General features: G+C 67.4%; 23 protein-coding genes. 15 read left to right on the top strand and 8 right to left on the bottom strand.

Features of this window, described 5'->3' with window-relative positions:
- The first annotated feature begins 35 nt into the window (after positions 1 to 35).
- Positions 36 to 1,394 carry a glutathione-disulfide reductase gene (gene gorA, locus ACAM55_RS01210; protein ID WP_369654312.1) on the top strand — a complete coding sequence of 453 codons (1,359 nt, stop codon included), beginning with the start codon at positions 36 to 38 and terminating at the stop codon, positions 1,392 to 1,394.
- Here the strand turns inward: gorA and ACAM55_RS01205 are convergent.
- Positions 1,391 to 2,299 (bottom strand): ketopantoate reductase family protein, encoded by a 909-nt coding sequence (locus tag ACAM55_RS01205; protein WP_369654311.1) that lies wholly within the window; start codon positions 2,297 to 2,299, stop codon positions 1,391 to 1,393. The genes gorA and ACAM55_RS01205 overlap by 4 nt on opposite strands.
- 110 nt (positions 2,300 to 2,409) lie before the next feature.
- On the opposite strand from ACAM55_RS01205, the gene ACAM55_RS01200 reads away from it, so the two are divergent.
- The 4 genes from ACAM55_RS01200 (at position 2,410) to ACAM55_RS01185 (ending at position 7,017) form a co-directional block, all read left to right on the top strand.
- On the top strand, positions 2,410 to 3,426 hold the full coding sequence (locus tag ACAM55_RS01200; protein WP_369654310.1) for a hypothetical protein: 1,017 nt from the start codon (positions 2,410 to 2,412) through the stop codon (positions 3,424 to 3,426).
- A 19-nt stretch (positions 3,427 to 3,445) separates the two neighbouring features.
- Positions 3,446 to 4,345 (top strand): hypothetical protein, encoded by a 900-nt coding sequence (locus tag ACAM55_RS01195; protein ID WP_369654309.1) that lies wholly within the window; start codon positions 3,446 to 3,448, stop codon positions 4,343 to 4,345.
- 31 nt (positions 4,346 to 4,376) lie between these two features.
- Positions 4,377 to 5,894 (top strand): AMP nucleosidase, encoded by a 1,518-nt coding sequence (locus tag ACAM55_RS01190; protein ID WP_369654308.1) that lies wholly within the window; start codon positions 4,377 to 4,379, stop codon positions 5,892 to 5,894.
- Between the two features lie 112 nt (positions 5,895 to 6,006).
- Positions 6,007 to 7,017, top strand: coding sequence for a Bug family tripartite tricarboxylate transporter substrate binding protein (locus ACAM55_RS01185; RefSeq protein ID WP_369654307.1), 1,011 nt, complete (start codon positions 6,007 to 6,009; stop codon positions 7,015 to 7,017).
- A 9-nt stretch (positions 7,018 to 7,026) separates the two neighbouring features.
- Here ACAM55_RS01185 and ACAM55_RS01180 read toward each other — a convergent pair whose 3' ends face one another.
- On the bottom strand, positions 7,027 to 7,722 hold the full coding sequence (locus tag ACAM55_RS01180; RefSeq protein WP_369654306.1) for an ArsR/SmtB family transcription factor: 696 nt from the start codon (positions 7,720 to 7,722) through the stop codon (positions 7,027 to 7,029).
- An 83-nt stretch (positions 7,723 to 7,805) separates the two neighbouring features.
- On the opposite strand from ACAM55_RS01180, the gene ACAM55_RS01175 reads away from it, so the two are divergent.
- Entirely contained in the window at positions 7,806 to 8,990 is a 1,185-nt protein-coding gene (locus ACAM55_RS01175) for a cytochrome P450 (protein WP_369654305.1), read from the top strand.
- Here ACAM55_RS01175 and ACAM55_RS01170 read toward each other — a convergent pair.
- Together ACAM55_RS01170 and ACAM55_RS01165 are read right to left on the bottom strand one after the other, a co-directional pair.
- A complete protein-coding gene (locus ACAM55_RS01170; protein WP_369654304.1) occupies positions 8,984 to 9,955 on the bottom strand; it encodes a pyridoxamine 5'-phosphate oxidase family protein in 972 nt (323 codons plus the stop codon). The genes ACAM55_RS01175 and ACAM55_RS01170 overlap by 7 nt on opposite strands.
- Positions 9,952 to 10,602 (bottom strand): glutathione S-transferase family protein, encoded by a 651-nt coding sequence (locus ACAM55_RS01165; protein ID WP_369654303.1) that lies wholly within the window; start codon positions 10,600 to 10,602, stop codon positions 9,952 to 9,954. Before ACAM55_RS01165 ends, ACAM55_RS01170 begins: the two co-directional genes overlap by 4 nt.
- Positions 10,603 to 10,718: 116 nt before the next feature.
- Between ACAM55_RS01165 and ACAM55_RS01160 the strand changes: the two genes are divergently transcribed.
- The 7 genes from ACAM55_RS01160 (at position 10,719) to ACAM55_RS01130 (ending at position 16,945) form a co-directional block, all read left to right on the top strand.
- On the top strand, positions 10,719 to 11,609 hold the full coding sequence (locus ACAM55_RS01160) for a LysR family transcriptional regulator (RefSeq protein WP_369654302.1): 891 nt from the start codon (positions 10,719 to 10,721) through the stop codon (positions 11,607 to 11,609).
- Positions 11,610 to 11,666: 57 nt separating this feature from the next.
- Positions 11,667 to 12,644 (top strand): ATP-binding cassette domain-containing protein, encoded by a 978-nt coding sequence (locus ACAM55_RS01155; protein ID WP_369654301.1) that lies wholly within the window; start codon positions 11,667 to 11,669, stop codon positions 12,642 to 12,644.
- A 3-nt stretch (positions 12,645 to 12,647) separates the two neighbouring features.
- Positions 12,648 to 13,496, top strand: coding sequence for an ABC transporter permease (locus tag ACAM55_RS01150; protein ID WP_369654300.1), 849 nt, complete (start codon positions 12,648 to 12,650; stop codon positions 13,494 to 13,496).
- Between the two features lie 114 nt (positions 13,497 to 13,610).
- On the top strand, positions 13,611 to 14,063 hold the full coding sequence (locus ACAM55_RS01145; protein ID WP_369654299.1) for a MarR family winged helix-turn-helix transcriptional regulator: 453 nt from the start codon (positions 13,611 to 13,613) through the stop codon (positions 14,061 to 14,063).
- Between the two features lie 89 nt (positions 14,064 to 14,152).
- Positions 14,153 to 14,578, top strand: a complete 426-nt coding sequence (locus tag ACAM55_RS01140) for an organic hydroperoxide resistance protein (RefSeq protein WP_369654298.1) — start codon at positions 14,153 to 14,155, stop codon at positions 14,576 to 14,578.
- Positions 14,579 to 14,752: 174 nt separating this feature from the next.
- A complete protein-coding gene (locus ACAM55_RS01135; RefSeq protein WP_369654297.1) occupies positions 14,753 to 15,868 on the top strand; it encodes a DUF2855 family protein in 1,116 nt (371 codons plus the stop codon).
- A 33-nt stretch (positions 15,869 to 15,901) separates the two neighbouring features.
- Positions 15,902 to 16,945 carry a serine/threonine protein kinase gene (locus ACAM55_RS01130; protein WP_369654296.1) on the top strand — a complete coding sequence of 348 codons (1,044 nt, stop codon included), beginning with the start codon at positions 15,902 to 15,904 and terminating at the stop codon, positions 16,943 to 16,945.
- A 28-nt stretch (positions 16,946 to 16,973) separates the two neighbouring features.
- On the opposite strand, the gene ACAM55_RS01125 is transcribed toward ACAM55_RS01130, so the two are convergent.
- The 4 genes from ACAM55_RS01125 to ACAM55_RS01110 all read right to left on the bottom strand — a co-directional run bounded on the left by ACAM55_RS01125 (position 16,974) and on the right by ACAM55_RS01110 (position 21,794).
- Positions 16,974 to 17,537, bottom strand: coding sequence for a hypothetical protein (locus ACAM55_RS01125; RefSeq protein ID WP_369654295.1), 564 nt, complete (start codon positions 17,535 to 17,537; stop codon positions 16,974 to 16,976).
- 47 nt (positions 17,538 to 17,584) lie between these two features.
- On the bottom strand, positions 17,585 to 19,630 hold the full coding sequence (gene htpG / locus ACAM55_RS01120) for a molecular chaperone HtpG (RefSeq protein WP_369654294.1): 2,046 nt from the start codon (positions 19,628 to 19,630) through the stop codon (positions 17,585 to 17,587).
- A 140-nt stretch (positions 19,631 to 19,770) separates the two neighbouring features.
- Positions 19,771 to 20,814, bottom strand: coding sequence for an ABC transporter substrate-binding protein (locus ACAM55_RS01115; protein ID WP_369654293.1), 1,044 nt, complete (start codon positions 20,812 to 20,814; stop codon positions 19,771 to 19,773).
- A gap of 65 nt (positions 20,815 to 20,879) precedes the next feature.
- A complete protein-coding gene (locus ACAM55_RS01110) occupies positions 20,880 to 21,794 on the bottom strand; it encodes a LysR family transcriptional regulator (RefSeq protein ID WP_369654292.1) in 915 nt (304 codons plus the stop codon).
- Positions 21,795 to 21,899: 105 nt separating this feature from the next.
- On the opposite strand from ACAM55_RS01110, the gene ACAM55_RS01105 reads away from it, so the two are divergent.
- On the top strand, positions 21,900 to 22,910 hold the full coding sequence (locus ACAM55_RS01105) for an NAD(P)-dependent alcohol dehydrogenase (protein ID WP_369654291.1): 1,011 nt from the start codon (positions 21,900 to 21,902) through the stop codon (positions 22,908 to 22,910).
- Between the two features lie 173 nt (positions 22,911 to 23,083).
- Positions 23,084 to 23,794 (top strand): aquaporin Z, encoded by a 711-nt coding sequence (gene aqpZ, locus ACAM55_RS01100; RefSeq protein WP_369654290.1) that lies wholly within the window; start codon positions 23,084 to 23,086, stop codon positions 23,792 to 23,794.
- Positions 23,795 to 23,801: the final 7 nt, after the last annotated feature.

Genomic DNA, 23,801 nt, shown 5'->3' with positions numbered 1-23,801 from the left:
GGCGGCTACAGTCGCCGCCAAGGAGAGTCTTTTCCATGCGCACATTCGACTTCGATCTTTTCGTCATCGGCGGCGGCAGCGGCGGCGTCCGGGCCGCGCGGATGGCGGCTCAGCAGGGCGCGCGCGTGGGATTGGCCGAGGCGGCCGAACTCGGCGGCACCTGCGTCAACGTGGGCTGCATTCCCAAAAAGCTCTACAGCTACGCAGCCGGCTATGCCGAATCCTTCGAGGAATCCGCAGGCTACGGCTGGAAGCTGCCGGAAGCGCCGCAGTTCGACTGGGCCTACCTCAAGACGCAGCGCGCCAAGGAAATCGCGCGGCTCAACGGTGTGTATGCCTCGCTGCTGAAAAATTCCGGCGTCAAGCTGCTCACGGGCTGGGCGCAGCTGGTCGACGCCCACACGGTCGAAATCGACGGCCGGCGCCACACGGCCCGCCACCTGCTGGTGGCCACCGGTGGCACGCCCTTCGTGCCGGAGATTCCGGGGCGAGAGCACATCGTGAGCTCCGACGCGATGTTCGATCTCAGTCCTTTTCCGAAACGCCTGCTGGTGGTGGGCGGCGGCTACATCGCCTGCGAGTTTGCGTCGATCTTCAACGGCCTGGGCGCCAAGGTGACGCAGCTGCATCGCCGTGCGCATCTGCTCACCGGTTTCGACGACGACGTGCGGCAGTTCCTGGCGCACGAAATGGGCAAGGCGGGCGTCGACGTGCGGCTCAACATCGAGGCGACGTCGATCGCGCGCGGGCCGCACGGGCTCGTCGTCACGCTCGCGCGCGGGCAGCAGATCGAAGCCGACACGGTCCTTTTTGCCACCGGCCGCGTGCCCAACACGCAGGGCCTCGGCCTGGAGGCCGCGGGCGTGGCGCTCGACGAGCGCGGCGCGATCGCGGTCGATGCGAATTACCGCAGTTCGGTGCCGTCGATCTATGCGGTGGGCGACGTTTCCACCCGCGTGCAGCTCACGCCGGTGGCGCTGGCCGAGGCCATGGTGGTGGTCGATGCCCTGTTCGGCCAAGGCAAGCGCGCACTCGACTACGAATACATCCCGACGGCGGTGTTCACGCATCCGAACATCGGCACCTGCGGCTACACGGAGATCGACGCGCGCGCCAGGTTCGGCGATGTCACGGTGTTCTCCAGCGAATTCAAGTCGCTGCGCCACACGCTCTCGGGCCGCAGCGAACGCACCTTCATGAAGCTGGTGGTGCAGAAGGCCACAGACCGCGTGGTCGGCCTCCATATGGTGGGCGCCGACGCGGGCGAGATCGTGCAGGGCTTTGCCGTGGCCATGCGTGCGGGCGCGACCAAGGCGCTGTTCGACAGCACCGTGGGCATCCACCCGACCGCCGCCGAAGAGTTCGTGACGATGCGCGAACCGATGCCGGGCTAGAGGCCGGCCTTCTGCTGCTTGCCTTCGAGCAGCTTCACCAGGACGAGCAGCACGCGGTTGGCGGGCGTGGACACACCGAGCGCCTCGCCGCGGCGCACCACGAAGCCGTTGAGATGGTCGATCTCGCTGGTCTTGCCGCGCGCGAGGTCTTGTGCGGTCGATGAGTACTGCGAGGGCATTGTCTGCGCAATGCCGCGCACGGCGGCGCCGGTGTCGCCGGGTATGGCGACGCCTTCGGCTTTGGCGACGGCAAGGCATTCGGCCACCACGTCGCGGATGACTTCGGCAACGCCCTGGCCCTTCACCAACTCGCCATAGGGCAACTGGGTGATGGCCGAGAGCGCGTTGTAGGCGCAGTTCAGCACCAGCTTGGCCCAGAGCGAGCCGCGCACGTTGTCGGAGATTTGCGTGGGCACGCCGGCAGCGGCCAGGTGTTGCGCGACCTGCCCGCTCGCGCGTGAAGGTGCGATCACCAGTTCGCCGCGGCCATGGTGCTTCACATGGCCCGGCCCGGCCATCTCGGTGGCCACGTAGACCACGGCGGCGGCCACGTCGTTGGACGGCAGCACCGAGCGAACGCGCTCGTCGTTGTCGACGCCGTTCTGCAGCGTGAGCACCAGCGCATCGGGCGAGAGATGCGGCTTGATCTGCGCCGCGGCCGACTCGGTGTCGGTGGACTTCACGCAGAACAGCACCAGGTCGGCGGCCTGCACCGCGCTGGCTTCGGTGCTCGCGCCGAGCCGCACGTGCTCATCGAAGGTTTTGGTCTCCAGCCGCAGCCCGTTGGCGCGCATGGCCTCCACATGCGAGGGCCTGCCGATCAGCACCACCTCGTGGCCCGCGCGCGCCAGCATGGCGCCGTAGTAGCAACCGACTGCGCCGGCGCCCATGACTGCGACTTTCATTGCTTCACCTTTGTCGGTTGTTGATGGAAAGCTGTCGAGGTTAACGGTCTGAAGCCGGGCACAATGCGCGCGGCCCATCGTTCTCCACCCCCTACCCCAGAGTTTCTGCCATGAGCGTCTCCGCCCTTCGCCTGCGCGAGAACCTGTCCGTCGCGTTCCAGCGCGGCAAGGCAAGCGAGCAGCGCATCGAGCAACTGAGTGCGCCGGCCGTCGAAGGCGGCAACCCACCGGCGGTATACGACTACCTGGGCGACTTGCAGCTGCGCTTCATGTTCACGGCGTCCGACGGCACCAATGCGGTCGCCAAGGAGGCCGACCTGCAACGCCTGAACCTGACACCTCAACTCGCGATGACGCAGGTCACCGTGAACTCGCGCCGCGCGCGCGGCGCGCCCAAGCATGCGCTGTTCGGCCAGGGCGTCTACCAGTTCACGGGCCGCGGCGACGCAGACACGGATGCCAGCTACCTGTTGGATCGCGGCTTCTGGCGCACCCAGCTGCAGGCCTTTCCAAGGGGCGTGGTCGCAGCGATACCGCGGCGCGGCAGCCTGTTCTTCGCGGATGCCGGCGACAGCGCCGCGACTGAGGAGCTCTCGCGCATGGCCTCACGCCTGCACGATGCGGCAGGGGAGCACCGGGTGTCGAGCTTTCTGTACATATTCAGCTCGCGCGGCTGGGAAGTTCTTGGCGCCCTGCCCACGGGGACACCGGCGGCTGCAACCGCGACAGAAGGCCGCGGCCGGCCTGGGGCCCGCCAGCCGGCCCGGGAAGCTGCCGATCTGCACGACGAACAGGAGCTGCCACTATCGCTCGTTGCGAGCGGGCAGAAGTTGGTCATCTACTGCCTCATCGCGAACTTCGTGCTGTCGGCAGCCGCACGGGGAGGATCGATCCCGCCGCTGATTGCTTCGGCGCTGTACATCGCCACGGCGGCGGTGAGCCTGTTCGGCATCGTGCGCATCTGCTCCGGGCTGGGCCTCGGCACCTCGGGCAAGATCTTGTTCATGGTGCTGGCCTTCGTTCCCCTGGTGAACCTGATAGCCCTGGTCTACCTGAGTGCAAGGACCAACCGGTTGCTGCGCGACGCCGGCTGGCGCGTGGGCCTGCTTGGCGCCAAGGCATCGTGAAGAAAGCCGGGGACCCACGATGAGCGGCAACAGCATGTTCGCAATCCCTGCCGGCCAGCAAGCCGGCCTGTGGCTGAGCTACGCCGTCGTGCTGCTGCTGTTGCCCGTATGCGCAGTGATTGCCGGCGTTGTCGTGGGCGTCTCGAACCGCGACCAGTCGCCGGAGGACGGCAGCCTGGTGCGGCAGTTCCTGTTGTTCCTTGCCATCTTCGCGGCCGCGACGTGGGGCATCAGCCGCTTGCCGTCGGTTCAGTCGCGCATCAATCCCGAGATCAAGGTCCGGGAACAGCTGAGCGCGAACCCCGCGTACGAAGCCATCCGGAAATACGCACCGAGCGATGCGGCCAAGGTACAGGCGGCGCTGGGCAGCGAAGTCGGCAGCGGGGTGAAGCTCGGGGACGCCTTCGTACGCATTCGCCCCCTGTTCGCCACGCTGGTTCGCGAGCGGCTGGGCTTCGTCGACCAGGCCACGGCCGTAATGTGGGCCCACCTCATGCGCGACGTGCTGCAGCAGATGAAGGCGTCCGATCCGCAGAAGTGCGTTCGCACTCTTTACCCCGTCCGGGGCGTGCCACATCCACTTTCCGAGCCAGTGCTGAGCGACGCGGGCAACACCGCCTTCATGAAGGCGGTCGCGGATGTCTACGCTTCCGCCTCGGCGGGCATGCGCAACGACCCTGTTCGCAGCGACCCCCACGTCGAACTGCAGGCGCTCCAGACCGAATACCGGCTGGTGATGGAGCAGATGAAGGGCGAATTCGGCGACGACGCGGTCCGAACCAAGGACCCCCAGTGGCGCGAAGCGCATCCGGACCTCTACTGCGACATGGTGCTGCGCAAGATGCAGCTGATACTGCAGCGCGAGGCGGCCATGGCGGGCTCGTTGCTGCGCGAATACCTGCGCGGCGATATCAGCTGATCTGGCCGCGGCGGCATTGCACAATGCCGTCATGCCCTACATGCCCACTTTCGTCGCTCCCGCCCGCTTCACCGACGCCGCCGCCGCTCTCGAACAGGTCAAGTCGATCTACCAGGCTGGCCTGGCGCACCTGCGGGAGTCGATGCTGCGTTTCGTGGCCGGGGAGGCGCTGCCGGGCCGGGTACGGGCCTGCTACCCCTTCGTGCGGGTGCACACGCACACCGTGTCGCGCCATACGCCGCCGGCGAACGCGGGCCTGAGCTACGGATTCGTCGCCGGGCCGGGCCGCTACGAGACCACGCTCACACGGCCGGATCTTTTCTCGCGCTACTACCTGGACCAGTTCCGCCTGCTGCTCGAAAACCACCAGGTCGACATCGAGGTCGGCACCAGCACACAGCCGATTCCCATCCACTTCTCGTTCGCCGAGAACGACCACATCGAAGGCACGATGAGCGAGGAGCGGCGCGCGCTGATGCGCGACGTGTTCGACCTGCCCGATCTGGGCGTGATGGACGACGGCATTGCCAACGGCACCTACGAGGCGCAGGCCGGCGAGGCGCAGCCGCTCTCGCTCTTCACGGCGGCGCGGGTGGATTACTCGCTGCACCGGCTGCGGCACTACACCGGCACGGCTCCCGAGTGGTTCCAGAATTTCGTGCTGTTCACCAACTACCAGTTCTACATCGACGAGTTCGTGCGCCTCGGACATGAGGCCATGGCCGACGAAAAAAGCGAGTACGTCGCCTTCGTCGAGCCCGGCAACGTGATCACGCGCCGGCGCGGGCTGCCCGCGGGCGCAAGCACCAACTACGGCGGCCTGCTCGACGGCAGCCAGGGCACGGCGCCGCCGCGCCTGCCCCAGATGCCTGCCTACCACCTGGTGCGCGAGGACTGCAGCGGCATCAGCATGGTGAACATCGGCGTCGGCCCGGCCAACGCCAAGACCATCACCGACCACATCGCCGTGCTGCGCCCGCATGCCTGGATGATGCTGGGCCACTGCGCGGGCCTTCGCAACGCGCAGCAGCTCGGCGACTACGTGCTGGCCCACGCCTATGTGCGCGAGGACCATGTGCTCGACGAGGAACTGCCGCTGTGGGTGCCGATTCCGGCGCTCTCGGAAATCCAGCTCGCGCTGGAAAAAGCGGTGGCCGACGTCACGCGCTACGAAGGGCCCGACCTGAAGAAGATCATGCGCACGGGCACGGTGGCGAGCACCGACAACCGCAACTGGGAACTGCTGCCCGGCAACCAGCCGCAGCGCCGCTTCAGCCAGAGCCGGGCGGTGGCGCTCGACATGGAAAGCGCCACCATCGCGGCCAACGGCTTCCGTTTCCGGGTGCCCTACGGCACGCTGCTGTGCGTGAGCGACAAGCCGCTGCACGGCGAGATCAAGCTGCCCGGCATGGCCAATCACTTCTACCGCGAACGCGTGGAGCAGCACCTGCGCATCGGCATGCGGGCCATCGACATCCTTCGCGAACAAGGCTCCACACGCCTGCACAGCCGCAAGCTGCGCAGCTTCGCCGAGGTCGCTTTTCAGTAATAGTTCGCACTTTCCTGGCCTCGACCTAGGGTTTACACCTACTTTTAAGGGTAGGCGCTTGACGCATTTCGCGGACATCATTCAGTTACTGTTCTGAACAAATGGAAACAAAATGCCTCGTTCACTGCCCACGAGCCTTTCGCGCCGCAATTTCAACGCATGGATGGCGGGCGCGGCCGCCGTCGCGGGTGCCGGGCATGCCGCTCTGTGGCCCCGTTCGGCCGGGGCGGCCGAGCCGCAACTGATTTCCAAGCTGCGCATCGTCATTCCGGCCAACGAAGGCGGCGGCTGGGACCAGACCGGCCGTGCGCTCGGCGCGGCGCTGCTGGCCTCGGGCGCCGCGGGCGAGGTGACCTACGAAAACATCGGCGGCAAGGGCGGCACCATCGGGCTGGCCAAGTACGTCGAAAAATACGATGCCGATCCCGACACGCTGCTGATGAGCGGCATGGTCATGGTCGGTGCAGTGGCCCTGCAGAAGCCGGCCGTCACCATGGCGCAGGTCGCGCCCGTCGCGCGCCTCACCAGCGACTACGAAGTGGTGGCGGTGAAGGCCGACTCGCCCATCAAGACGCCGAAGGACCTGATCGCCCAGCTGCGCACCGACGCGGCCAAGACCGTCATCGCCGGCGGCTCGGCGGGTGGGGTGGATCACATGTACGCCGGCATGCTGGCGCGCGTGGCCGGCAACACCGCGAACCTGGTCTACCAGCCGTACCCCGGCGGCGCCCAGGTGGTGGAGGCACTCACGACCGGCAAGGCCGTGGCGGGCATTTCGGGCTTCAGCGAATTCAGCGAGAGCCTGGCCAGCGGCAAGCTGCGCGCCATCGGCGTGTCGTCGAAGCGGCCGTTCCTCGGCATTCCGTCGGTGCGCGAGCAGGGCGTGGACGCCGACCTTGCCAACTGGCGCGGCGTGCTCACCGGCAAGAAGGTGCCCGCGGACCGCAAGGCCGTGCTGCTCGAAGCCGTGCACCGCGCCACCACCGCCGACGTGTGGCAGAAGACCATCAAGCGCAACAACTGGGATGCGTACTGGATGGCGGGCAAGGATTTCGAGAGTTTCCTCGAACTGGACCTGGCCATGGCCGGGCCGATGATCTACCTGCTCAAACTGAAGGCCTGACGAAGCCCTTCAGGCGAACAGCTCCGGCATCTCGCGCTGCGCCTTGGGCGTGAGCGTCAGTTCGCGCCCGTCGAGCGCCTGGCGCACCCAGCCGCGGCGCAGCGACAGCTGGAGCCACGCCGCGCCGAGTGCGCCGCCCAGGTGCGGACGGCGCTCGCTCCAGTCGAGGCAGGCACAGGCAAAGCGCCTGCGCGAGCGGCGCACCGCGTCGATCTCGACACCCAGGCTCTCCAGCGCGATGGCACCTTCGGGCGTAAGCTCGTACGAGCCGCTCTGCAGGCCGCTCAGCCAGCCCTGCGCATGCAGCCGGTCGTGCAGCGCGACGCCGGCCGTGCCGGCCATGTGGTCGTAGCAGGTGCGCGCGGTGCGCAGCCTGCTTGGCGTGCTCGGCTTGAACTCGGCGGCGCGCGGTGCGCCGGCCACCACCATGAGGCTCTCGAGCGCGGCCGCAACGTTGTCGCCGGCCAGGCGGAAATAGCGGTGCTTGCCTTGCACCAGCAGCTCGACCAGCCGCTCTTCCTTCAGGCGCGCGAGATGCGCACTGGCGGTGGAGGCGGCCACCTCGGCCACGGCGGCAAGCTCGGTGGCGGTGCGCGCGTGGCCGTCCATCAGGCAACTCAACATGCGGGCGCGCGCGGGCTCGGCAATGGCGCCGGCCAGGCGTGCCAGCTGGAAATCGGCGTTCGATGAGGAGTGCGTGTCCATGCGCCGATCCTAAGACGCTGCCGCAACCCACACTTCGTTCATGAGCGAAGTGTGGCGGCGGCTTCGATTGCACACTGCGGCTCATGAATCCGAGCCCCACCACCAGCCCCGCCTCTTTCGCCGATACACCCGTCGACCCGGTCGCGGCCGCCACGCATGCCGACCCCTATCCCTTCTATGCCGAGCTTCGCGCGGGTCCGCCGCTGGTGTGGAACGAGAGGTTGCACGCGTGGGTCGCGAGCCGCGCGGAGGTCATCGAATCGCTGCTGCTCGCACACGGCGCGCTGCGCGTGCGGCCGGCCGCCGAGCCGGTGCCGCGTGCCATCGTGGGCGGCGCGGCGGGCGAAGTGTTCGGCCACCTGGTGCGCATGAACGATGGCGCCGCGCACCAGGCGCACCGGCCCGCGCTGCAACGTGCCCTGGCCGGGCTGGACCTGGATGCCGCTCACTCGGCGGCCCTGCAGGTCGCACGCAGCGTGCCCGCACAACCCTTGTCCAATGCGCTGTTCTCGATGCCGGTGCGGGCCGTGGCCCATCTGCTCGGCTTTGCCGACGACGCGCTGCCGCAGGTCGACGGCTGGATGCGCGACTTCGTCGCATGCCTGTCGCCGCTCTCCACCGCCGACCAGTTGCAAGGCGCCGGCGTTGCGGCGGGCGAACTCATGGCTCGATTCGAAGCCCTGGCCGCATGCGCGCCAGCGCGAAACGGAACCTTGCTCGCGGCGGTGCTGGCCGAAAGCGATGCCGGTGCCTCCCTCTCGCGCTCCCTGCTCGCCAACCTCGTCGGCCTGCTCTCGCAAACCTGCGATGCGACGGCGGGCTTGCTGGGCAACAGCCTCATCGCGATCATGTGCGAGCCTGCGCTGCGCGACACCGCGCGAACGCGCGACGGATTGCAGGCCATCGCCCTGGAGACGGCGCGGCACGACCCTTCGGTCCAGAACACGCGCCGCTTCGCGGTCGAACCCATCACCATCGCCGGCACGACGCTGGCGGCCGGCGATGCGGTGCTGCTCGTGCTGGCGGCCGCGAATCGCGACCCGGGGTTCAACCCCGACCCCGACCGCTTCATGCTCGTGCGCGCGCGGCGCCGCATGCTGGGCTTCGGCCACGGCGTGCACGCCTGTCCGGGGCAGGCGCTGGCCTGCACGCTCGCGGCGGCAGGACTCGAGGCTTTGCTGGACCGCACGCCCGATCTCGATGCGCTACGCGCGCGCGGCTGGAGTTATCGGCCTTCGGCCAACGCGCGCATTCCCGTCTTTCATTGACGGGCCCAGCGCCCCGTGCCCGCCAGATGCGGCGACAGCTCGGCATCGCCCCAGCGCAACGGCAGCGCGGCGGGCCGGCGCAATGCATGTTCGACATGCAGCCGCAGCAGGCGCTCGGCGCCTTCGAACCGGGCGAGCTCGGAGCCGTCCAGCACGATTTCGGCCGTGGCCGCCACGTGCAGGAGTTCGCCGCTGTCGAAGTCGACGAAGAGCAGGCCCGCGCGCGGATGGGCCACCAGGTTGCCCAGCGTGTTGAAGAAGCGGTTGCCGTTGAAGTCGGGCACGGTCAGCACGCCGCCTTCATCGACGCGAACGAAGCCCGGCAGGCCGCCGCGGTGCGACACGTCGACACCGTGCGACCTTGCATCGGCATCGTCGCCGGCCGCCGCTTCTTCCGGGTACGCTGTGGCGATGAACAGCGTGTCCGCGCTGCCGATGAGCCGCTGTGCGGCCAGATCGAGCGTTTCGAGCCGCTGCAGCGGCGGCGCGGCGGCGTTGTTGCGCGCGGCCGCGAACACGGGCTCGCGCGCCTGGATGTACCGCGGGCAGTTGCCGAAGCTCTGCTGCACCTCGACCATGAAGCCCGCGGCATCGAGCGACTCGACCGTGCCGTTCATGCGGTTGCGCCGCCGCGTGTGGGGCTCGATGCCCAGGAGGCCCAGCGAAGCGCCTTGCGCGAGCTGGCCGGCCAGTGGATCGCCGGCCGCCGGCAGCGCATCGATGCGCAGGTGCGTTGGGTCGGGCGAATGTGCGAACCCTGCGGGCGCCGCGAGCGCGCTGGCCCAGGGCTGCAGGCTGGCATCGAGGCTGCCGACCACGAGGAACGGCAGCTGCGCGAAGAATTCGCGGTGCTGGTCGGGCATGTAGTCGCGGATCACGCGCGGGCCCGCGGCCTCCATCCGATCGCGCCAGCCGGTCTGGGCTTGCAGCGCGCGCTCGCCCGCATGGAACGGCGCGGAGATCATGCCGCCATCCCGACAGGCGTGCGCACCATCGGCACGAAACCGGGCAAGGCCTCCACGCGCGCGAGCCACGCCCGAACATGCGGATACGGTTCGAGCGACACGCCGCCTTCGGGCGCATGCGCAACGTAAGCATAGTTCGCAATGTCGGCCAGCGTGGCGGAGGGGCCGGCCAGGAAGGGCTGCTGCGCCAGGTGGATCTCCATCACCGCAAGAAGCGCGTGCGAACGCGTCACCGTCTCGGTCGGATCGACGGCCAGGCCGAACAGCGCCATGACGCGCGCCGCGGCGGGACCATGGGCCAGCGGGCCGGCCGCCACCGAGAACCAGCGCTGCACGCGCGCCGCGCCCACCGGGTCGCGCGGCATCCAGGCCGCCGGGTCGGAGGCGTAGCGTTCATTGAGGTAGACCATGATCGCGTTCGAATCGGCCAGCGTGACTTCGCCGTCCTCGATCACTGGCACCTGCCCGAAGGGATTGCGCGCCAGGAACTCGGGCGTGCGGCTGGCGCGCTGGCGCAGGTCGAGCTCGATGCTCTCGAAGGGCAGGCCGAGCATCGAGAGAAACAGCCGCACCCGGTGCACGTGGCCCGAGATGGCGCTGCCGTAGAGCTTGATGGGTTGTGCGGGAAGTCTGGCAACGGCGTTCATGGAGAGGTCCTTTTTGGAATGGATGGAGGGCGTGGTCCGGATTCTTCTCTCTTGCGGCAAATGAATGAATAGCCATTCCTGGATTTAACTGCTGCGTTTTCCGGTTTAATTGCGCCATGGACCGCTTCAAAGCCATGCAGACCTTCGTGCAGATTGCCGAGCAGGGCAGCCTGACCCGTGCCGCCGAATCGATGGGCAGCTCGCTGCCCGCGGTGGTGCGCTCGCTCGCCGCGCTCGAGGCGCACCTGGGCGTGCGCCTGTTCCACCGCACCACGCGCCGCCTCTCGCTGACCGAGGAAGGCCGCCACTATCTGCCCAGCGCGCGCGAGGTGCTGCTCGCGGCCGACGCCGCGGACCTCGCGCTGAAGGCGGAAGCGCACGAGCCCGCGGGCCTGCTCACCATCACCGCGCCGGTGCTGTTCGGCCACATGTACGTGGCGCCGGCCATCACGCGCTTCATGAAACGCTACGACAAGGTGCGCTGCAGCGTGCTGCTGTACGACCGCACGGTGAACCTGCTGGAGGAAAACATCGACATCGGCATCCGCATCAGCCCGCTGCAGGATTCATCGCTCGTGGCCCAGACACTCGGCACCATCCGGCGCGTGGTGGCGGCAAGCCCGGACTTCCTCGCCCTCCATGGCACGCCGCGGCATCCGCGCGACCTTGCCGGCGCCCCCTGCGTGCGCGGCCGCATCGACGCGCCGCCGCAGTGGCAGTTTCACGAGCGCGGCAAGACCGTGAGCGTGACGCCCAGCAACCGCCTGGAGTTCAACCACCTCGCACCTGCCGTGGAAGCGTGTGCCGCGGGCATGGGCTTCGGCACCTTCTTCTCGTATCAGGTGCTGCCGTACGTGGCGCAAGGTCGGTTGAAGCTTGTGCTGGAAGACTACGAACCGCCACCGCGGCCGGTGAGCGTGATCTACCCGAACGCGCGGCTGCTGCCGGCGCGCACGCGGGCTTTCATCGACTGGATGAAGACCGAGTTCAGCGGCCTGCGGATGTAGGGCGCCAATGGCCGGGAGCCGGTGCGAACGCGCAGGGGATGTCCATCGGTTGAAGCGATGGCGGCAAGTGTCGCGAGGCTGGGCCAGAATGGCCGCGTGCCGTCCTCCTCTTCCACCCCCCTCTTCCACGCCAGCCGTCTCCTCAAGCGCTATGGCGACACCACCGTCGTCGACGACCTGTCGTTCGAGATCGCGCCCGGTGAATGCCTTGGCGTGATCGGCCCGAACGGCGCGGGCAAGACCACCACGATCCGCATGTGCCTGGGCCTGACCACGCCCGACGGCGGCGAGATCTCGGCACTGGGCTTGCAGATGCCGCGCGATGCGCTGGCCATCAAGGCGCAGCTTGGCGTGGTCTCGCAGTTCGACACGCTCGACCCCGACTTCAGCTGCGCCGAGAACCTCGTGGTGTACGGTCGCTACTTCGGCTTCAGCAAGGCGCAGGCGAGCGAACGCGTGCCGCAGCTGCTGGAGTTCGCCGCCCTCTCGCACAAGGCGAACGCGAAGCCGGGCGAACTGTCGGGCGGCATGCGGCGGCGCCTTTCGCTGGCGCGCGCGCTGGTGAACGACCCCAAGCTGCTGCTGCTCGACGAGCCGACCACCGGGCTCGATCCGCAGGCGCGGCACCTGATGTGGGAGCGGCTGCAGGTGCTGCTGCAGCAAGGCAAGTCGATCCTCCTGACCACGCATTTCATGGACGAGGCCGAGCGCCTGTGCTCGCGCCTGCTGGTGCTCGACCACGGCCGAAAGATTGCCGAAGGACGGCCGCGCGACCTGATCGCGGAACACCTGGAGCCCGATGTGGTCGAGGTGTACGGCAACGGCGCGCTCTCGCTGGCCGAGTCGCCTGAACTCAAGGCCATGGCGGCACGCGTGGAAGTGAGCGGGGAAACCGTGTTCTTCTACACGCAGGATGCGCGCCGCCTGCTCGATGCGCTGACGCGGCACGGGCGCCTGCGCACCTTCCATCGGCCCGCGAACCTCGAAGACCTTTTCCTCAAGCTCACGGGCCGGCAGATCCGCCAGGAGGGCTAGTCAATGAACACCACGACGACGGCAAAACCAACAACAGCAACCGGCACCACGCCGCCATCGCCTTCGGTGTGGCGCGCGCCCGAACTCTCGCTGCGCTGGTGGCCGGTTTTCCTGCGCAACCTGCTCGTGTGGCGAAAGCTCGCGATACCGAGCCTCATCGGCAACATCGCCGAGCCCTTGATCTGGCTCGTGGCCTTCGGCTACGGCATGGGAGCGCTGGTGGGGCAGGTGTCGGTGGATGGCGTGAAGGTGCCTTACATCCTGTTCCTCGCGAGCGGGTCGATCTGCATGAGCGCGATGAATGCCGCGAGCTTCGAGGCGCTGTACTCGGCGTTCTCGCGCATGCAGGTGCAGAAGACCTGGGACGGCATCATGAATGCGCCGGTCGGGCTCGACGACATCGTGCTGGCGGAGATGCTGTGGGCCGCCTTCAAGTCGATCTTCACCGTGACCGCGATCCTGTTCGTGATGCTCGGTCTGGGGATCAGCCACAGCCCCAAGTTGATCGTCGCGTGGATGGTGCTGATCGGTGCGGGCATCACCTTCTCGTCCATTGCGCTGATCTTCAACGCGCTGGCGAAGAGCTACGACTTCTTCACCTACTACTTCACGCTGTTCATGACGCCGATGATGTTCCTGAGCGGCGTGTTCTTTCCTTTGGAGCAATTGCCTGCGGCTGTTCGGGCCGTGGCCGCCTGGCTGCCGTTGACCAATGCCGTGGCGCTGGTGCGGCCGCTGTTCATGGACCAATGGCCTGTGGGGTGGTGGCGGCATGCGGTGGTGTTGGCTGTTTATGCGGTTGCGGCTTTCTGGATTGCTCTGGGGTTGACTCGGAAGAGGTTTCGGGGGTGACCTTGTTTTGAGTTCCGGGGCCGGGTCTCGCCCCGGCCTCGGGAAACAGCCACCTCCAAAGAATCCAAAATAATTACATTGCACGCAATTGAATTGCACGCTACAATTCAACCCATGCGCACTCCACATGCCTCGGACGAAATGCTCAAGCTGGACAACCAGCTCTGCTTCGCCGTCTATTCCGCCTCGTTGGCCATGACCCGCCTCTACAAGCCGGTCCTGGAGAAGCTGCAGCTCACCTACCCCCAATACCTCGTGATGCTCGCCCTCTGGGAGCAGGACAGCCCCACGGTCTCCGCGCTCGGCGAACGCCTTTCGCTCGACTCCGGCACGCTCACGCCGCTGCTCAAGCGGCTCGAAGCCAACGGCTACGTGGCCAGGGTGCGTGACGCGGCCGATGAGCGCCGCGTCCACATCACGCTCACCACCGCCGGCCGCAAGCTCAAGACCCGCGCCGCCAACGTGCCCGAATGCCTGATGGCCGCCGCGCAGTGCTCGGTGCCCGAACTGATTTCGCTCACCCAGCAGATCCAGTCGCTGCGCGACCGCATCAAGAAGGCGGCCTGACGGACACCCCCGGTTCTCTCCACGCTTCGATCAAAAAAGAGAGCGAAGCTTTTTTCACCCTCCCCTCCATCATCATCAAAGGAATCACCATGACCACCAAGCTCGACAAGGTTCTCTACACCGCTGAAGCCCACACCGTCGGCGGCCGTGACGGCGCAGGCAAGTCCAGCGACGGCGCCATCGACGTCAAGCTGAGCTCGCCCGGTTCGGGCAAGCCCGGCACCAACCCCGAGCAGCTGTTCGCGGTCGGCTATGCCGCCTGCTTCATCGGTGCGATGAAGGCCGTCGGCCCGAAGATCGGCGTCAAGGTGCCTGAAGACGTGGCCATCGACTCGAAGGTTTCCCTCGGCCCGACGAACGGCGGCGCCGCCTATGGCATTTCCGTCCAGCTCGCGATCACGCTGCCCGGCCTGGACGCAGACCAGAAGCAGAAGCTGGTCGACACCGCCCACCAGGTGTGCCCGTACTCCAACGCCACCCGCGGCAACATCGACGTCGAAATCTCGATCGCCTGATTCCGCGCCCCGCGCAACAAGAGGCGCCCCGGCCACGAGCCGGGGCGCCTTTTTTTCATGCCCGCGGTTGTCTCACGGGTGACGCCGGAACGCAGAATGCGATAGCGCCTTTCATCAAGCTTGGCTAATGTGGCTGCACGCAACAAAACTCACACCACGCGGGAGATCGACACCATGAGCACCACCAGCTTCCTTGTCCGCAAAGACCAGCTCGCCACCACGCGCCTGCACACCGCCACCGACCAGCCGCTGGCCGACGGCCAGGTGCGCGTGCGCATCGACAGCTTTGCGCTCACCTCCAACAACATCACCTACGCCGCCTTCGGCGATGCGATGAGCTACTGGCAGTTCTTTCCCTCCGAGGAAGAAGGCTGGGGCAGCATTCCGGTGTGGGGCTTCGCGAGCGTGGTGCAGTCGCTGCACCCCGGCGTGGCCGTGGGTGAGCGGCTCTATGGCTACTGGCCGATGTCCTCGAGCGCGGTGCTGAGCCCCGACCGCCTCTCGTCCGCGCGCTTCACCGACGCTGCTGCGCACCGCGCCGAACTGCCCGCGGTCTACAACCAGTATTTCCGCTGCAACGCCGATCCGCTCTACACCACGAACACCGAAGACCTGCAGGCGCTGCTGCGTCCGCTGTTCATCACCTCGTGGCTGATCGACGACTTCATGGCCGACAACGACTTCTTCGGCGCCAACACCATGCTGCTGTCGAGCGCATCGAGCAAGACGGCCTACGGCACGGCTTTCCAGCTGCACCAGCGCAAAGGCATCGAGGTGGTTGGCCTGACCTCGCCCGCCAACGTGGCCTTCTGCCAAAGCCTGGGCTGCTACGACCGCGTGGTGACGTACGACGCGCTCGACCGCATCGCGGCCGATACGCCCGCCGTCTATGTGGACTTCGCCGGCAACGGCGATCTGCGCAAGGCCATCCACACGCGGTTCGCGAACCTCAAGTACAGCTGCTCGATCGGCGGTACGCACGTCGAGCAGCTCGCCGCCCAGGGGGCGGGCAAGGACCTGCCGGGCCCGCGCGCCACGCTGTTCTTCGCGCCGGCGCAGATCAAGAAGCGCACCGCCGAATGGGGAGCGGACGAATTCGGCCGGCGCATGGTGGCCGCCTGGCGCAACTTCCTTGCCACGGTGACCGACGCGAACAACCCCTGGCTGCACGCAGAACACCACCACGGCGGCGAGGCGGTGCAAGCCGCCTACGCGCAGGTACTGGCCGGCAAGGGCGACCCGCGCACCGGGCATATCCTTTCGCTTTACAAACAACCCGGCGGACTGTGACGCCGCGAGGGCCCGTGTAGCGACAATCGCTGCATGACCCTCTCCCCCGCTGCGCCCGCCAACACACATCCTTACGAGAGCCTCACGCCCGACGTGGTGCTCGACGCGCTCGCGACGCTCGGCCTGCACGGCGATGGCCGGCTCACCGGCCTGAACTCCTATGAGAACCGGGTCTACCAGGTGTTCCTGGAAGACCCGGATCCGCATCCGGCCGTGGTGGTCAAGTTCTACCGCCCCGAACGCTGGAGCGAGGCGGAGATCCTGGAAGAGCACGGCTTCTCGCTCGAATTGGCAGCGGCCGAAGTGCCCGCCGTCGCGCCGCTGGCCTTCGACGGCACCACCCTGCACCGCCACGGCGGCTTCGCGTTCAGCGTGAGCCCGTATCGCGGCGGCCGCGCGCCGGAGCTCGACGATTTCGAAGTGCTCGAATGGGTTGGCCGATTTCTCGCGCGCATCCATACCGTGGGCGGCGCCAAGCCCTTCGAGGCCCGGCCTCCGCTCGACCTGCAGACCTTCGGCATCGCCTCGCGCGACTGGCTGCTGGGCCACGACAAGGTGCCGCTCGACGTGCAGCGCGACTGGGAAAAGGCCTGCAACGAGGCGCTGGACATGATTGCCGCCACGGCGCTGGCGGTGAACGCCCCCGCTTCCGAGTTCCAGCCGCGCAAGCTGCGGCTGCACGGCGATGTGCACCCGGGCAACATTTTGTGGACGCCCACCGACCGGCCGGGCGGTGGCCCGCATTTCGTCGACCTCGACGATGCGCGCACCGGCTTCGCGGTGCAGGACCTGTGGATGCTGCTGTCGGGCGAACGCGCGCAGCGCACCGCGCAGCTCTCGGGCCTGCTCGACGGTTACGAGCAGTTCCGCGAATTCGACCGCCGCGAACTCGCGCTGATCGAGCCGCTGCGCACCTTGCGGCTCATCCACTACAGCGCCTGGCTGGCCCGGCGCTGGGAAGACCCCATCTTTCCGATCAACTTTCCGTGGTTCGGCTCCAGCGACTACTGGAAGGGCCAGATCCTCGTACTGCAGGAGCAGTGCGAGCAGATGGCGGAAGAGCCGCTGTACGCCTGAACGACTGGCGCAGTAGCCAGGAATGCCATCAAGGCGCGACGGGATTGCCCGGCGTGCCGAGGCTGCCGGCCGGAAGGGCCGCGGCGTCGGCCGGCGTGCGGTAAGACACGCGCACCGACGAAAGCTGCGGCGCTGCCTGCGGTGCGGCGGCGGCCGGCCTGGTCGCGCCCCCCTTGGTGACCGTGACCGGCGCCGCGGGCGGAATGGTCGCCACGGGAGCCACGCCGGTGATGCCGGACGTACCGGATACCGGGACCGTGGCCCCGATCGCCGCCGTGGTGACTGGTGCGGCGCCGCCCGCCGGCGCGTACCCGGCTTTCCCTGCATTGGGGTCGTGCAGCACCACGCTCTTGCCGACGCCGACGCCGGTGCCGATCGGCCCGATGCCGACGCCGACACCCACGCCCGCGGTGCCGGCCACCACACCGGTGTTGTTGACCGCCACGCCCGCGCCGAGCGGGCCCCAGCCGGTGTTGAGCCCGACGGAGAAATTGCCGTCCTTGGTGGCGCCAAGACCCAGCGAGAGCCCCGGCACCAGCGGAATGCCGATGTGATAGTGCGAACAGCCGCCCACCAGGAGCAACAGCGGCACCGCCACAGCGGCGGCGGCTGTTGCGCGAGCGGTGCGCGGCCGGGGGCTCACACCAGCAGCGCGTTCACGCGCCTCACGTAGGCCGCGGGGTCGGCCGGCAGGCCGCCTTCGGCCAGGAGCGCCTGGTCGAACAGGATGTTGGCAAGGTCGTCGAAATGCGCCGAGCCATCGAGCTTCTTCACCAGCGCGTGCTCGGCGTTCACTTCAAGCACCGGCTTGAGGTCGGGTGCCGGCTGGCCGGCCTGCTTGAGCATGCGCGCGAGCTGCGTGCTCATGCCGCCGTCCTGCACCACGAGGCAGGCGGGCGAATCGACCAGCCGCGTGGTCACGCGCACGTCCTCGGCCTTGTCCTTGAGGGCTTCCTTGAGCTTCTCGAGCAGCGGCTTGAAGGACTCGGCGGCTTCCTCGGCGGCTTTCTTCTCGGCCTCGTCCTGCAGCTTGCCGAGATCGACCGCGCCCTTGGCCACGCTCTGCAAAGGCGTGCCGTCGAACTCGGTGAGGTAGTTGAGCGCCCACTCGTCGACGCGGTCGGTCATGAGCAACACCTCGATGCCCTTCTTCTTGAAGACCTCGAGCTGCGGGCTGTTCTTGGCGGCAGCGAGCGTGTCGGCCGTGATGTAGTAGATCGCGTCCTGGCCTTCCTTCATGCGCGCCTTGTAGTCGGCAAAGCTCACGCTCACCGCGTCGCTGGTGGTGGAAGCAAAGCGCAGCAGCTTGGCGATACGGTCGCGGTTGCCGAAGTCCTCGCCCAGGCCTTCCTTCAGCACGGCACCGAACTCGGCATAGAACCTGGCGTACTTGCCCGATTCGTCGGCGTACTCGGCCGCCGCCTCGGCAGCCGGCATGGCTTTCTTGTCGACCACGTCGGTGACGTCGGCCGCGACCTCGGTCGGATCGGGCGCGGGCACCGATTCCCCGGAGCCGACGTCGATCTTGCCTTCGGCGCTTTCGGGTGCGGTCTTCTGCTTTTTCGCCAGGTCTTCGAGCATGGAGAGCACGCGCTTGGTGCTGCCCTCGCGGATGGCCTTCACGTCGCGGCTTTCCTGCAGCAGTTCGCGGCTCACGTTGAGCGGCAGGTCGGACGAGTCGATCACGCCCTTCACGAAGCGCAGGTAGCTCGGCAGCAGCGCCTCGGCATCGTCCATGATGAAGACGCGCTTCACGTAGAGCTTGACGCCCGCGCTCTTTTCGCGGTTCCACAGGTCGAACGGAGCCTTCGACGGAACGTAGAGCAGCTGCGTGTACTCGGTGCTGCCCTCCACCCGGTTGTGGCTCCAGGCGAGCGGCGCCTCGTAGTCGTGGCTGATGGTCTTGTAGAACTCTTCGTACTGTTCGGGCGTGATGTCCTTCTTGTTGCGGCTCCAGAGGGCGTTGGCCTTGTTGACCGTTTCCCATTCGCCGGTCTTGACCATGTCGCCGGGCTGGTCGTTCTCGCCTTCCTTCCATTCCTCTTTTTCCATGAGGATGGGCAGCGAGATGTGGTCGGAATACTTGCCGACGATCTGCTTGAGCTTCCAGGCGTTGAGGTATTCGTCGGCGTCGTCGCGCAGGTGCAGCGTGATGCTGGTGCCGCGCTCGGCCCGCGTGATGTCGGCCACATCGAAGTCGCCCGCGCCGGCGCTCGCCCAGCGCACGCCCTGCTCGGGCGGCAGGCCCGCGCGGCGCGACTCGACCGTGATCTTGTCGGCCACGATGAAGCCCGAATAGAAGCCCACGCCGAACTGGCCGATGAGTTGCGCGTCGGCCTTCTGGTCCCCGCTGAGCTTGCTCATGAAGTCCTTGGTACCACTCTTGGCGATGGTGCCGAGGTTGTCGATGGCTTCCTGGCGCGACAGGCCGATGCCCTTGTCGGTGATGGTGATGGTGCGCGCGGCCTTGTCGAAGCTGAGGCGCACGTCCAGGTTGGGCTGGTCTTCATACAGCGCGGGATGGTCGATGGCCTCGAAGCGCAGCTTGTCGCAGGCGTCCGAAGCGTTCGAGACCAGCTCGCGCAGGAAGATTTCCTTGTTGGAATACAACGCATGGGTGACGAGGTGCAGCAGTTGTGCAACTTCAGCCTGGAACGGGAGTTTCGTGTTGGAGGAATCAGCCATGGGAAAGAAGAAATGTCGAACTGAAAAATTCTAAGCCGGCCGGCCGCCGGGGCGCGTTCGGCTTATCAACTCTGCGAGTTGGGGCTTCCGCCCCGAAAAACAATACCTGCCGCAAGCGCGCCTATGGCGCCTGTTTCGAGCTATCTCGGTTGCGACTCGACCTCGCGGGTCCAGCGGTCGATCAGCCGCTTGCGCTCGGCGGCCTTGCCGTATTTCTCGAAGTCGTACTTGATGAGCTTCACGTCGCTCATCGACGGAATGCGCGCATCGGGCTTGAAGGTCTTGTTGGCGGGCGACTGCAGGCTGCCGGCCTGGCCGCCGATCGCCTGGCCCGCCGGGCTCATGAGCCAGTCGTAGTAGCGCCTGGCATTCTCCTTGTTGCGAGCGCCCTTGACCAGCGCGATGCCGCCCACCTCGTAGCCGGTGCCTTCGCAGGGCGCGGCCGTCTTCACCGGAAATTTGTCGTATCGCCAGCGCTCGAAGCCGAAGATGAAGCTCACGCCGATCGCCACCTCGCCCTTGGCCACGTTGGGCGCCTGCGCCTGGCCGCTGCGGGTGTAGCTGGTGACGTTGCGATGCAGCTTCTTGAGGTAGTCGAAAGCCGCGTCTTCGCCCATCTGCTGCACCAGGCCCGCGATGATGGTGTAGGCCGTACCGCTCGTGGCCGGATGCGAGATCTCGATCTCGCCCCTGTACTCGGGCTTGACCAGGTCGGCCCAGCACTTGGGTTCGGGCAGCTTCTTTTTCTTGAGCAGGTCGGTGTTGAAGCCGAAGCCGATGGCGCTGGTGTAGAAGCCGCCCACCATGTTCTGCGACATGGCGTACTGGCGCACTGCCCAGTCGTGCAGGTCGTTGATGTACGCCGGCCGGTAGGGCTCGAGCAGGCCCTGCTCGGCGGCCTGCAGGAACGGGTCTCCGGTGCCGCCCCACCAGATGTCGGTCTTGGGGTTGGCCGCCTCGGCGCGCAACTGGGCGCCGATTTCTCCGGTGCCCTTGTGCGCCTGCTGCACCTTGATGCCGGTCTCGCGCGTGAAGGCCGCGGCAGCCGCTTCGCACCAGCCCGCATCGGTGCTGCAGAGCGCGTTCACCGTGCCCTGCGCCGCGGCGCCCGGAGAAAGGAAGACCGTCACGGCGCCCGCGCATGCGGCAAGCGCCGCGGCAGTCCTGGTGGCAAAGGGGCGCATGCGTTCTTCTCCTGCAAATGGTTTTATTGGAAAGACCCAGGCCGCAGGATAGCGGGCAAAGCCGCTCAGCGGGCCGCCAGAAGCGGCGGCAGGTGCTCGGCCAGCCAGTCGACCACCACCCGTGTCTTGTGGGGCAGGTAGCGGCTGCGGGAACGGATGACGTTGAGCTCGAAGCCGAACGGCCGCGGCTCGTCGAACACGCGCACCAGCGTGCCGGCGGCCAGCGCATCGGCCGCGAGCCAGGCCGGCAGGCGCGCCAGGCCCATGCCGCCGATGGCGGCTTCGAGCAGCACCTCGGCGCTGTCGCAGCGCAGCCGCGAAGGCGGCGCCATCTCGACCAGCCGGCCGTCGGCGTCGTGGAAGCGCCAGGGCGAGATCTGCCCGTCGCGGGCGTAGAGCACCGCCTCGTGCGCCGAAGCGCCGAGCTCGGCCACGCCGGCGGGGCGCCCGCGCTCGGCAAGGTACGCGGGGGCGGCGCACAGCACCATCCATTGCACGCCGACCGGACGCGCCACCAGGTCGGCGCTGTCGGGCAGCTCGCCGCTTCGAATGGCGAGGTCGAGGCCTTCTTCGGCCAGGTCCACGCGCCGGTCGTTGAAAGAAAGCTCCAGCGAAAGCCCGGGGTGCCGGCGCGCCAGCGCGAGCAGCAGCGGCCCGACCTTCAGGCGCCCGAGCATCGCCGGCATGCTCAGGCGCACCAGCCCGGCGGCCGTGCTGCGCGCGGCGTCCGCCATGGCTTCCGCCGCATCGAGTTCGGCCAGCGCGCGCCGGCAGCGCTCGTAGAAGCCGTGGCCTTCTTCCGTGAGGCTCTGGCTACGCGTGGTGCGCAAGAAGAGCCGCGTGCCCAGCCGCGCCTCGAGCCGCGCAATGCTCTTGGCCACCGCTGAGCGCGTGACGTGCAGCCGCTCTGCCGCACGCGCAAAGCTGCCGGCCTCCACCGCGGCGACGAATTCTTCGATGCCTTGGAGACGTTGGCTCATTGGATATTTTTCAGCACCATGAAGTTGAAAATTATCCACCGCTGGATAACCCAAGTCGCCAATAGCATGAAGGCTCCCTTGTTTTTTCGAAGGAGTCCTTTTTTCATGCAGGAACCTCAAACGCTTCGCCGCTGGCAACTTTCTTCCTTCGGCCGCGAGCAGCTCGAGCAGGTCCAACAGCCGCTCCCCACGCCCGGACCGGGCCAGATCCTCGTGCGGGTGGGCGCGGTGTCGCTCAACTACCGCGACCTCCTGATGGTCCGCGACGGCATGGGCATGAAGTTCGACATGCCGTTCACGCCCGGCTCCGACATGGCGGGCACCGTGGTGGCCACGGGCCCGGGCGTGCAGCGCTTCGCCATCGGCGACCGCGTGGTCAACACCTTCTGGGGCGGCTGGATCGACGGCCAGTGGCCAACAGGAGCCGTGCTGCTCGGCGGGCCCGGTCCGGGCATGCTGGCCTCGCACGTGCTTCTCGATGCGGCCGGGGCGGTGGCGGCGCCGGCCACGCTGGACTTCGCCGAAGCGAGCACGCTCCCCTGCGCCGGCCTCACCGCCTGGTTCGCGCTGGCCGAGACCGGCGCGCTGCGTCCCGGTCAGACCGTGCTGATCCACGGCACCGGCGGCGTCGCGCTGTTCGGCCTGCAGCTGGCAAGGCTGCACGGCGCGCGCACCATCGTCGTTTCGGGCAGCGAAGACAAGCGTGCGCAAACGCTCGCGCTCGGCGCAACACACGTACTGATGCGCGACAGCGACTGGCCGGCCGAAGTGCGCCGGCTCACCGAAGACCGCGGCGCGGACCACGTGCTCGAACTCGCAAGCGGGCCGAATCTGGATCGTTCGCTGCAGGCCACGGCGCAGGGCGGCCGCGTGTCGATCATCGGCATGCTGGGCGGCGAGACACTGAGCGCATCGTTCTACGCGATGGTGCTCGGCCGCATCGCGGTGCAAGGCATCGGCGTGGGCCATCGGCGCGCGCTCGAAGAGCTGGTGCGCGCCATCGACCTCAATGCGCTCAAGCCCGTGATCGCGGCACGCTATGCCTTCGCCGAGCTGCCCGATGCGCTCGACCATCTCGCGCGCGGCGCGTTCGGCAAGATCGTCGTCACGCTTTGATGAGGGCCAATAGCCTCTTGCACGCCTCGTGTCAGAAACAAAAGGCCGCCGATTTGTGAACAGGTTCCGTTAGCTGCAACAACATGCATGACGCATGCGTATTCCGTTCCTAGAATCCGCCCGCACGATGGCCGGTAGGCCATGCACTTTTCTCAACTTCAGGACGCAACAGCATGGAACATAGCACTTACAAAAAGTGGTCGGCCGAGTTCATAGGTACTTTCTGGCTCACGCTGGGCGGCTGTGGAAGCGCCGTCCTCGCGGCGGCCTTTCCCAACAACCTGGGCATCGGCTTCCTGGGCGTCTCGCTGGCGTTCGGCCTCACGGTGGTAACGGGGGCCTATGCTCTCGGCCCCATCTCGGGCGGCCACTTCAACCCTGCCGTGTCGATCGGCCTCGCGGCCGCGGGGCGGTTCAAGGCCTCGCAGCTCGCGGGCTACATCGTTGCGCAAGTGCTGGGCGCCATTGCCGCGGCCGGCGTGCTCTACCTGATTGCAACCGGCAAGCCCGGCGCCGACGTCGGCGGCTTTGCCACCAACGGCTATGGCGAGCACTCGCCCGGCAAGTACGGCATGACCGCCGCGCTGGTGTGCGAGGTGGTGATGACCGCGGTGTTCCTGATCGTGATCCTCGGATCCACCGCCAGGCGCGCGGCCGGCGGCTTCGCGGGCCTGGCCATCGGCCTGTGCCTCACGCTGATTCACCTGGTCTCCATTCCGGTGACCAACACCTCGGTCAATCCGGCGCGCAGCACGGGGCCGGCGCTGTTCGGCCCGTCATACGCCCTGTCGGAACTGTGGCTCTTCTGGGCCGCGCCCATCGTGGGCGCGATCGTCGGCGCGGTGATCTACCGCGTGCTGCTCAGCAACACCAACGACGACTGAAGTCTCC

The sequence above is a fragment of the Variovorax sp. V213 genome (genome assembly GCF_041154455.1).
Taxonomy (GTDB): Bacteria; Pseudomonadota; Gammaproteobacteria; order Burkholderiales; family Burkholderiaceae_C; genus Variovorax.
Note: the sequence above shows the minus strand (reverse complement) of the source record. Positions and strands in the feature narration are given on the sequence as shown.

Excerpts from the sequence above, each read along its gene's own strand:
- gorA (WP_369654312.1), top strand. The coding sequence starts at position 36 with ATGCGCACATTCGACTTCGATCTTTTCGTCATCGGCGGCGGCAGCGGC.
- ACAM55_RS01205 (WP_369654311.1), bottom strand. The coding sequence starts at position 2,299 with ATGAAAGTCGCAGTCATGGGCGCCGGCGCAGTCGGTTGCTACTACGGC.
- ACAM55_RS01200 (WP_369654310.1), top strand. The coding sequence starts at position 2,410 with ATGAGCGTCTCCGCCCTTCGCCTGCGCGAGAACCTGTCCGTCGCGTTC.
- ACAM55_RS01195 (WP_369654309.1), top strand. The coding sequence starts at position 3,446 with ATGAGCGGCAACAGCATGTTCGCAATCCCTGCCGGCCAGCAAGCCGGC.
- ACAM55_RS01190 (WP_369654308.1), top strand. The coding sequence starts at position 4,377 with ATGCCCTACATGCCCACTTTCGTCGCTCCCGCCCGCTTCACCGACGCC.
- ACAM55_RS01185 (WP_369654307.1), top strand. The coding sequence starts at position 6,007 with ATGCCTCGTTCACTGCCCACGAGCCTTTCGCGCCGCAATTTCAACGCA.
- ACAM55_RS01180 (WP_369654306.1), bottom strand. The coding sequence starts at position 7,722 with ATGGACACGCACTCCTCATCGAACGCCGATTTCCAGCTGGCACGCCTG.
- ACAM55_RS01175 (WP_369654305.1), top strand. The coding sequence starts at position 7,806 with ATGAATCCGAGCCCCACCACCAGCCCCGCCTCTTTCGCCGATACACCC.
- ACAM55_RS01170 (WP_369654304.1), bottom strand. The coding sequence starts at position 9,955 with ATGATCTCCGCGCCGTTCCATGCGGGCGAGCGCGCGCTGCAAGCCCAG.
- ACAM55_RS01165 (WP_369654303.1), bottom strand. The coding sequence starts at position 10,602 with ATGAACGCCGTTGCCAGACTTCCCGCACAACCCATCAAGCTCTACGGC.
- ACAM55_RS01160 (WP_369654302.1), top strand. The coding sequence starts at position 10,719 with ATGGACCGCTTCAAAGCCATGCAGACCTTCGTGCAGATTGCCGAGCAG.
- ACAM55_RS01155 (WP_369654301.1), top strand. The coding sequence starts at position 11,667 with ATGGCGGCAAGTGTCGCGAGGCTGGGCCAGAATGGCCGCGTGCCGTCC.
- ACAM55_RS01150 (WP_369654300.1), top strand. The coding sequence starts at position 12,648 with ATGAACACCACGACGACGGCAAAACCAACAACAGCAACCGGCACCACG.
- ACAM55_RS01145 (WP_369654299.1), top strand. The coding sequence starts at position 13,611 with ATGCGCACTCCACATGCCTCGGACGAAATGCTCAAGCTGGACAACCAG.
- ACAM55_RS01140 (WP_369654298.1), top strand. The coding sequence starts at position 14,153 with ATGACCACCAAGCTCGACAAGGTTCTCTACACCGCTGAAGCCCACACC.
- ACAM55_RS01135 (WP_369654297.1), top strand. The coding sequence starts at position 14,753 with ATGAGCACCACCAGCTTCCTTGTCCGCAAAGACCAGCTCGCCACCACG.
- ACAM55_RS01130 (WP_369654296.1), top strand. The coding sequence starts at position 15,902 with ATGACCCTCTCCCCCGCTGCGCCCGCCAACACACATCCTTACGAGAGC.
- htpG (WP_369654294.1), bottom strand. The coding sequence starts at position 19,630 with ATGGCTGATTCCTCCAACACGAAACTCCCGTTCCAGGCTGAAGTTGCA.
- ACAM55_RS01115 (WP_369654293.1), bottom strand. The coding sequence starts at position 20,814 with ATGCGCCCCTTTGCCACCAGGACTGCCGCGGCGCTTGCCGCATGCGCG.
- ACAM55_RS01110 (WP_369654292.1), bottom strand. The coding sequence starts at position 21,794 with ATGAGCCAACGTCTCCAAGGCATCGAAGAATTCGTCGCCGCGGTGGAG.
- ACAM55_RS01105 (WP_369654291.1), top strand. The coding sequence starts at position 21,900 with ATGCAGGAACCTCAAACGCTTCGCCGCTGGCAACTTTCTTCCTTCGGC.
- aqpZ (WP_369654290.1), top strand. The coding sequence starts at position 23,084 with ATGGAACATAGCACTTACAAAAAGTGGTCGGCCGAGTTCATAGGTACT.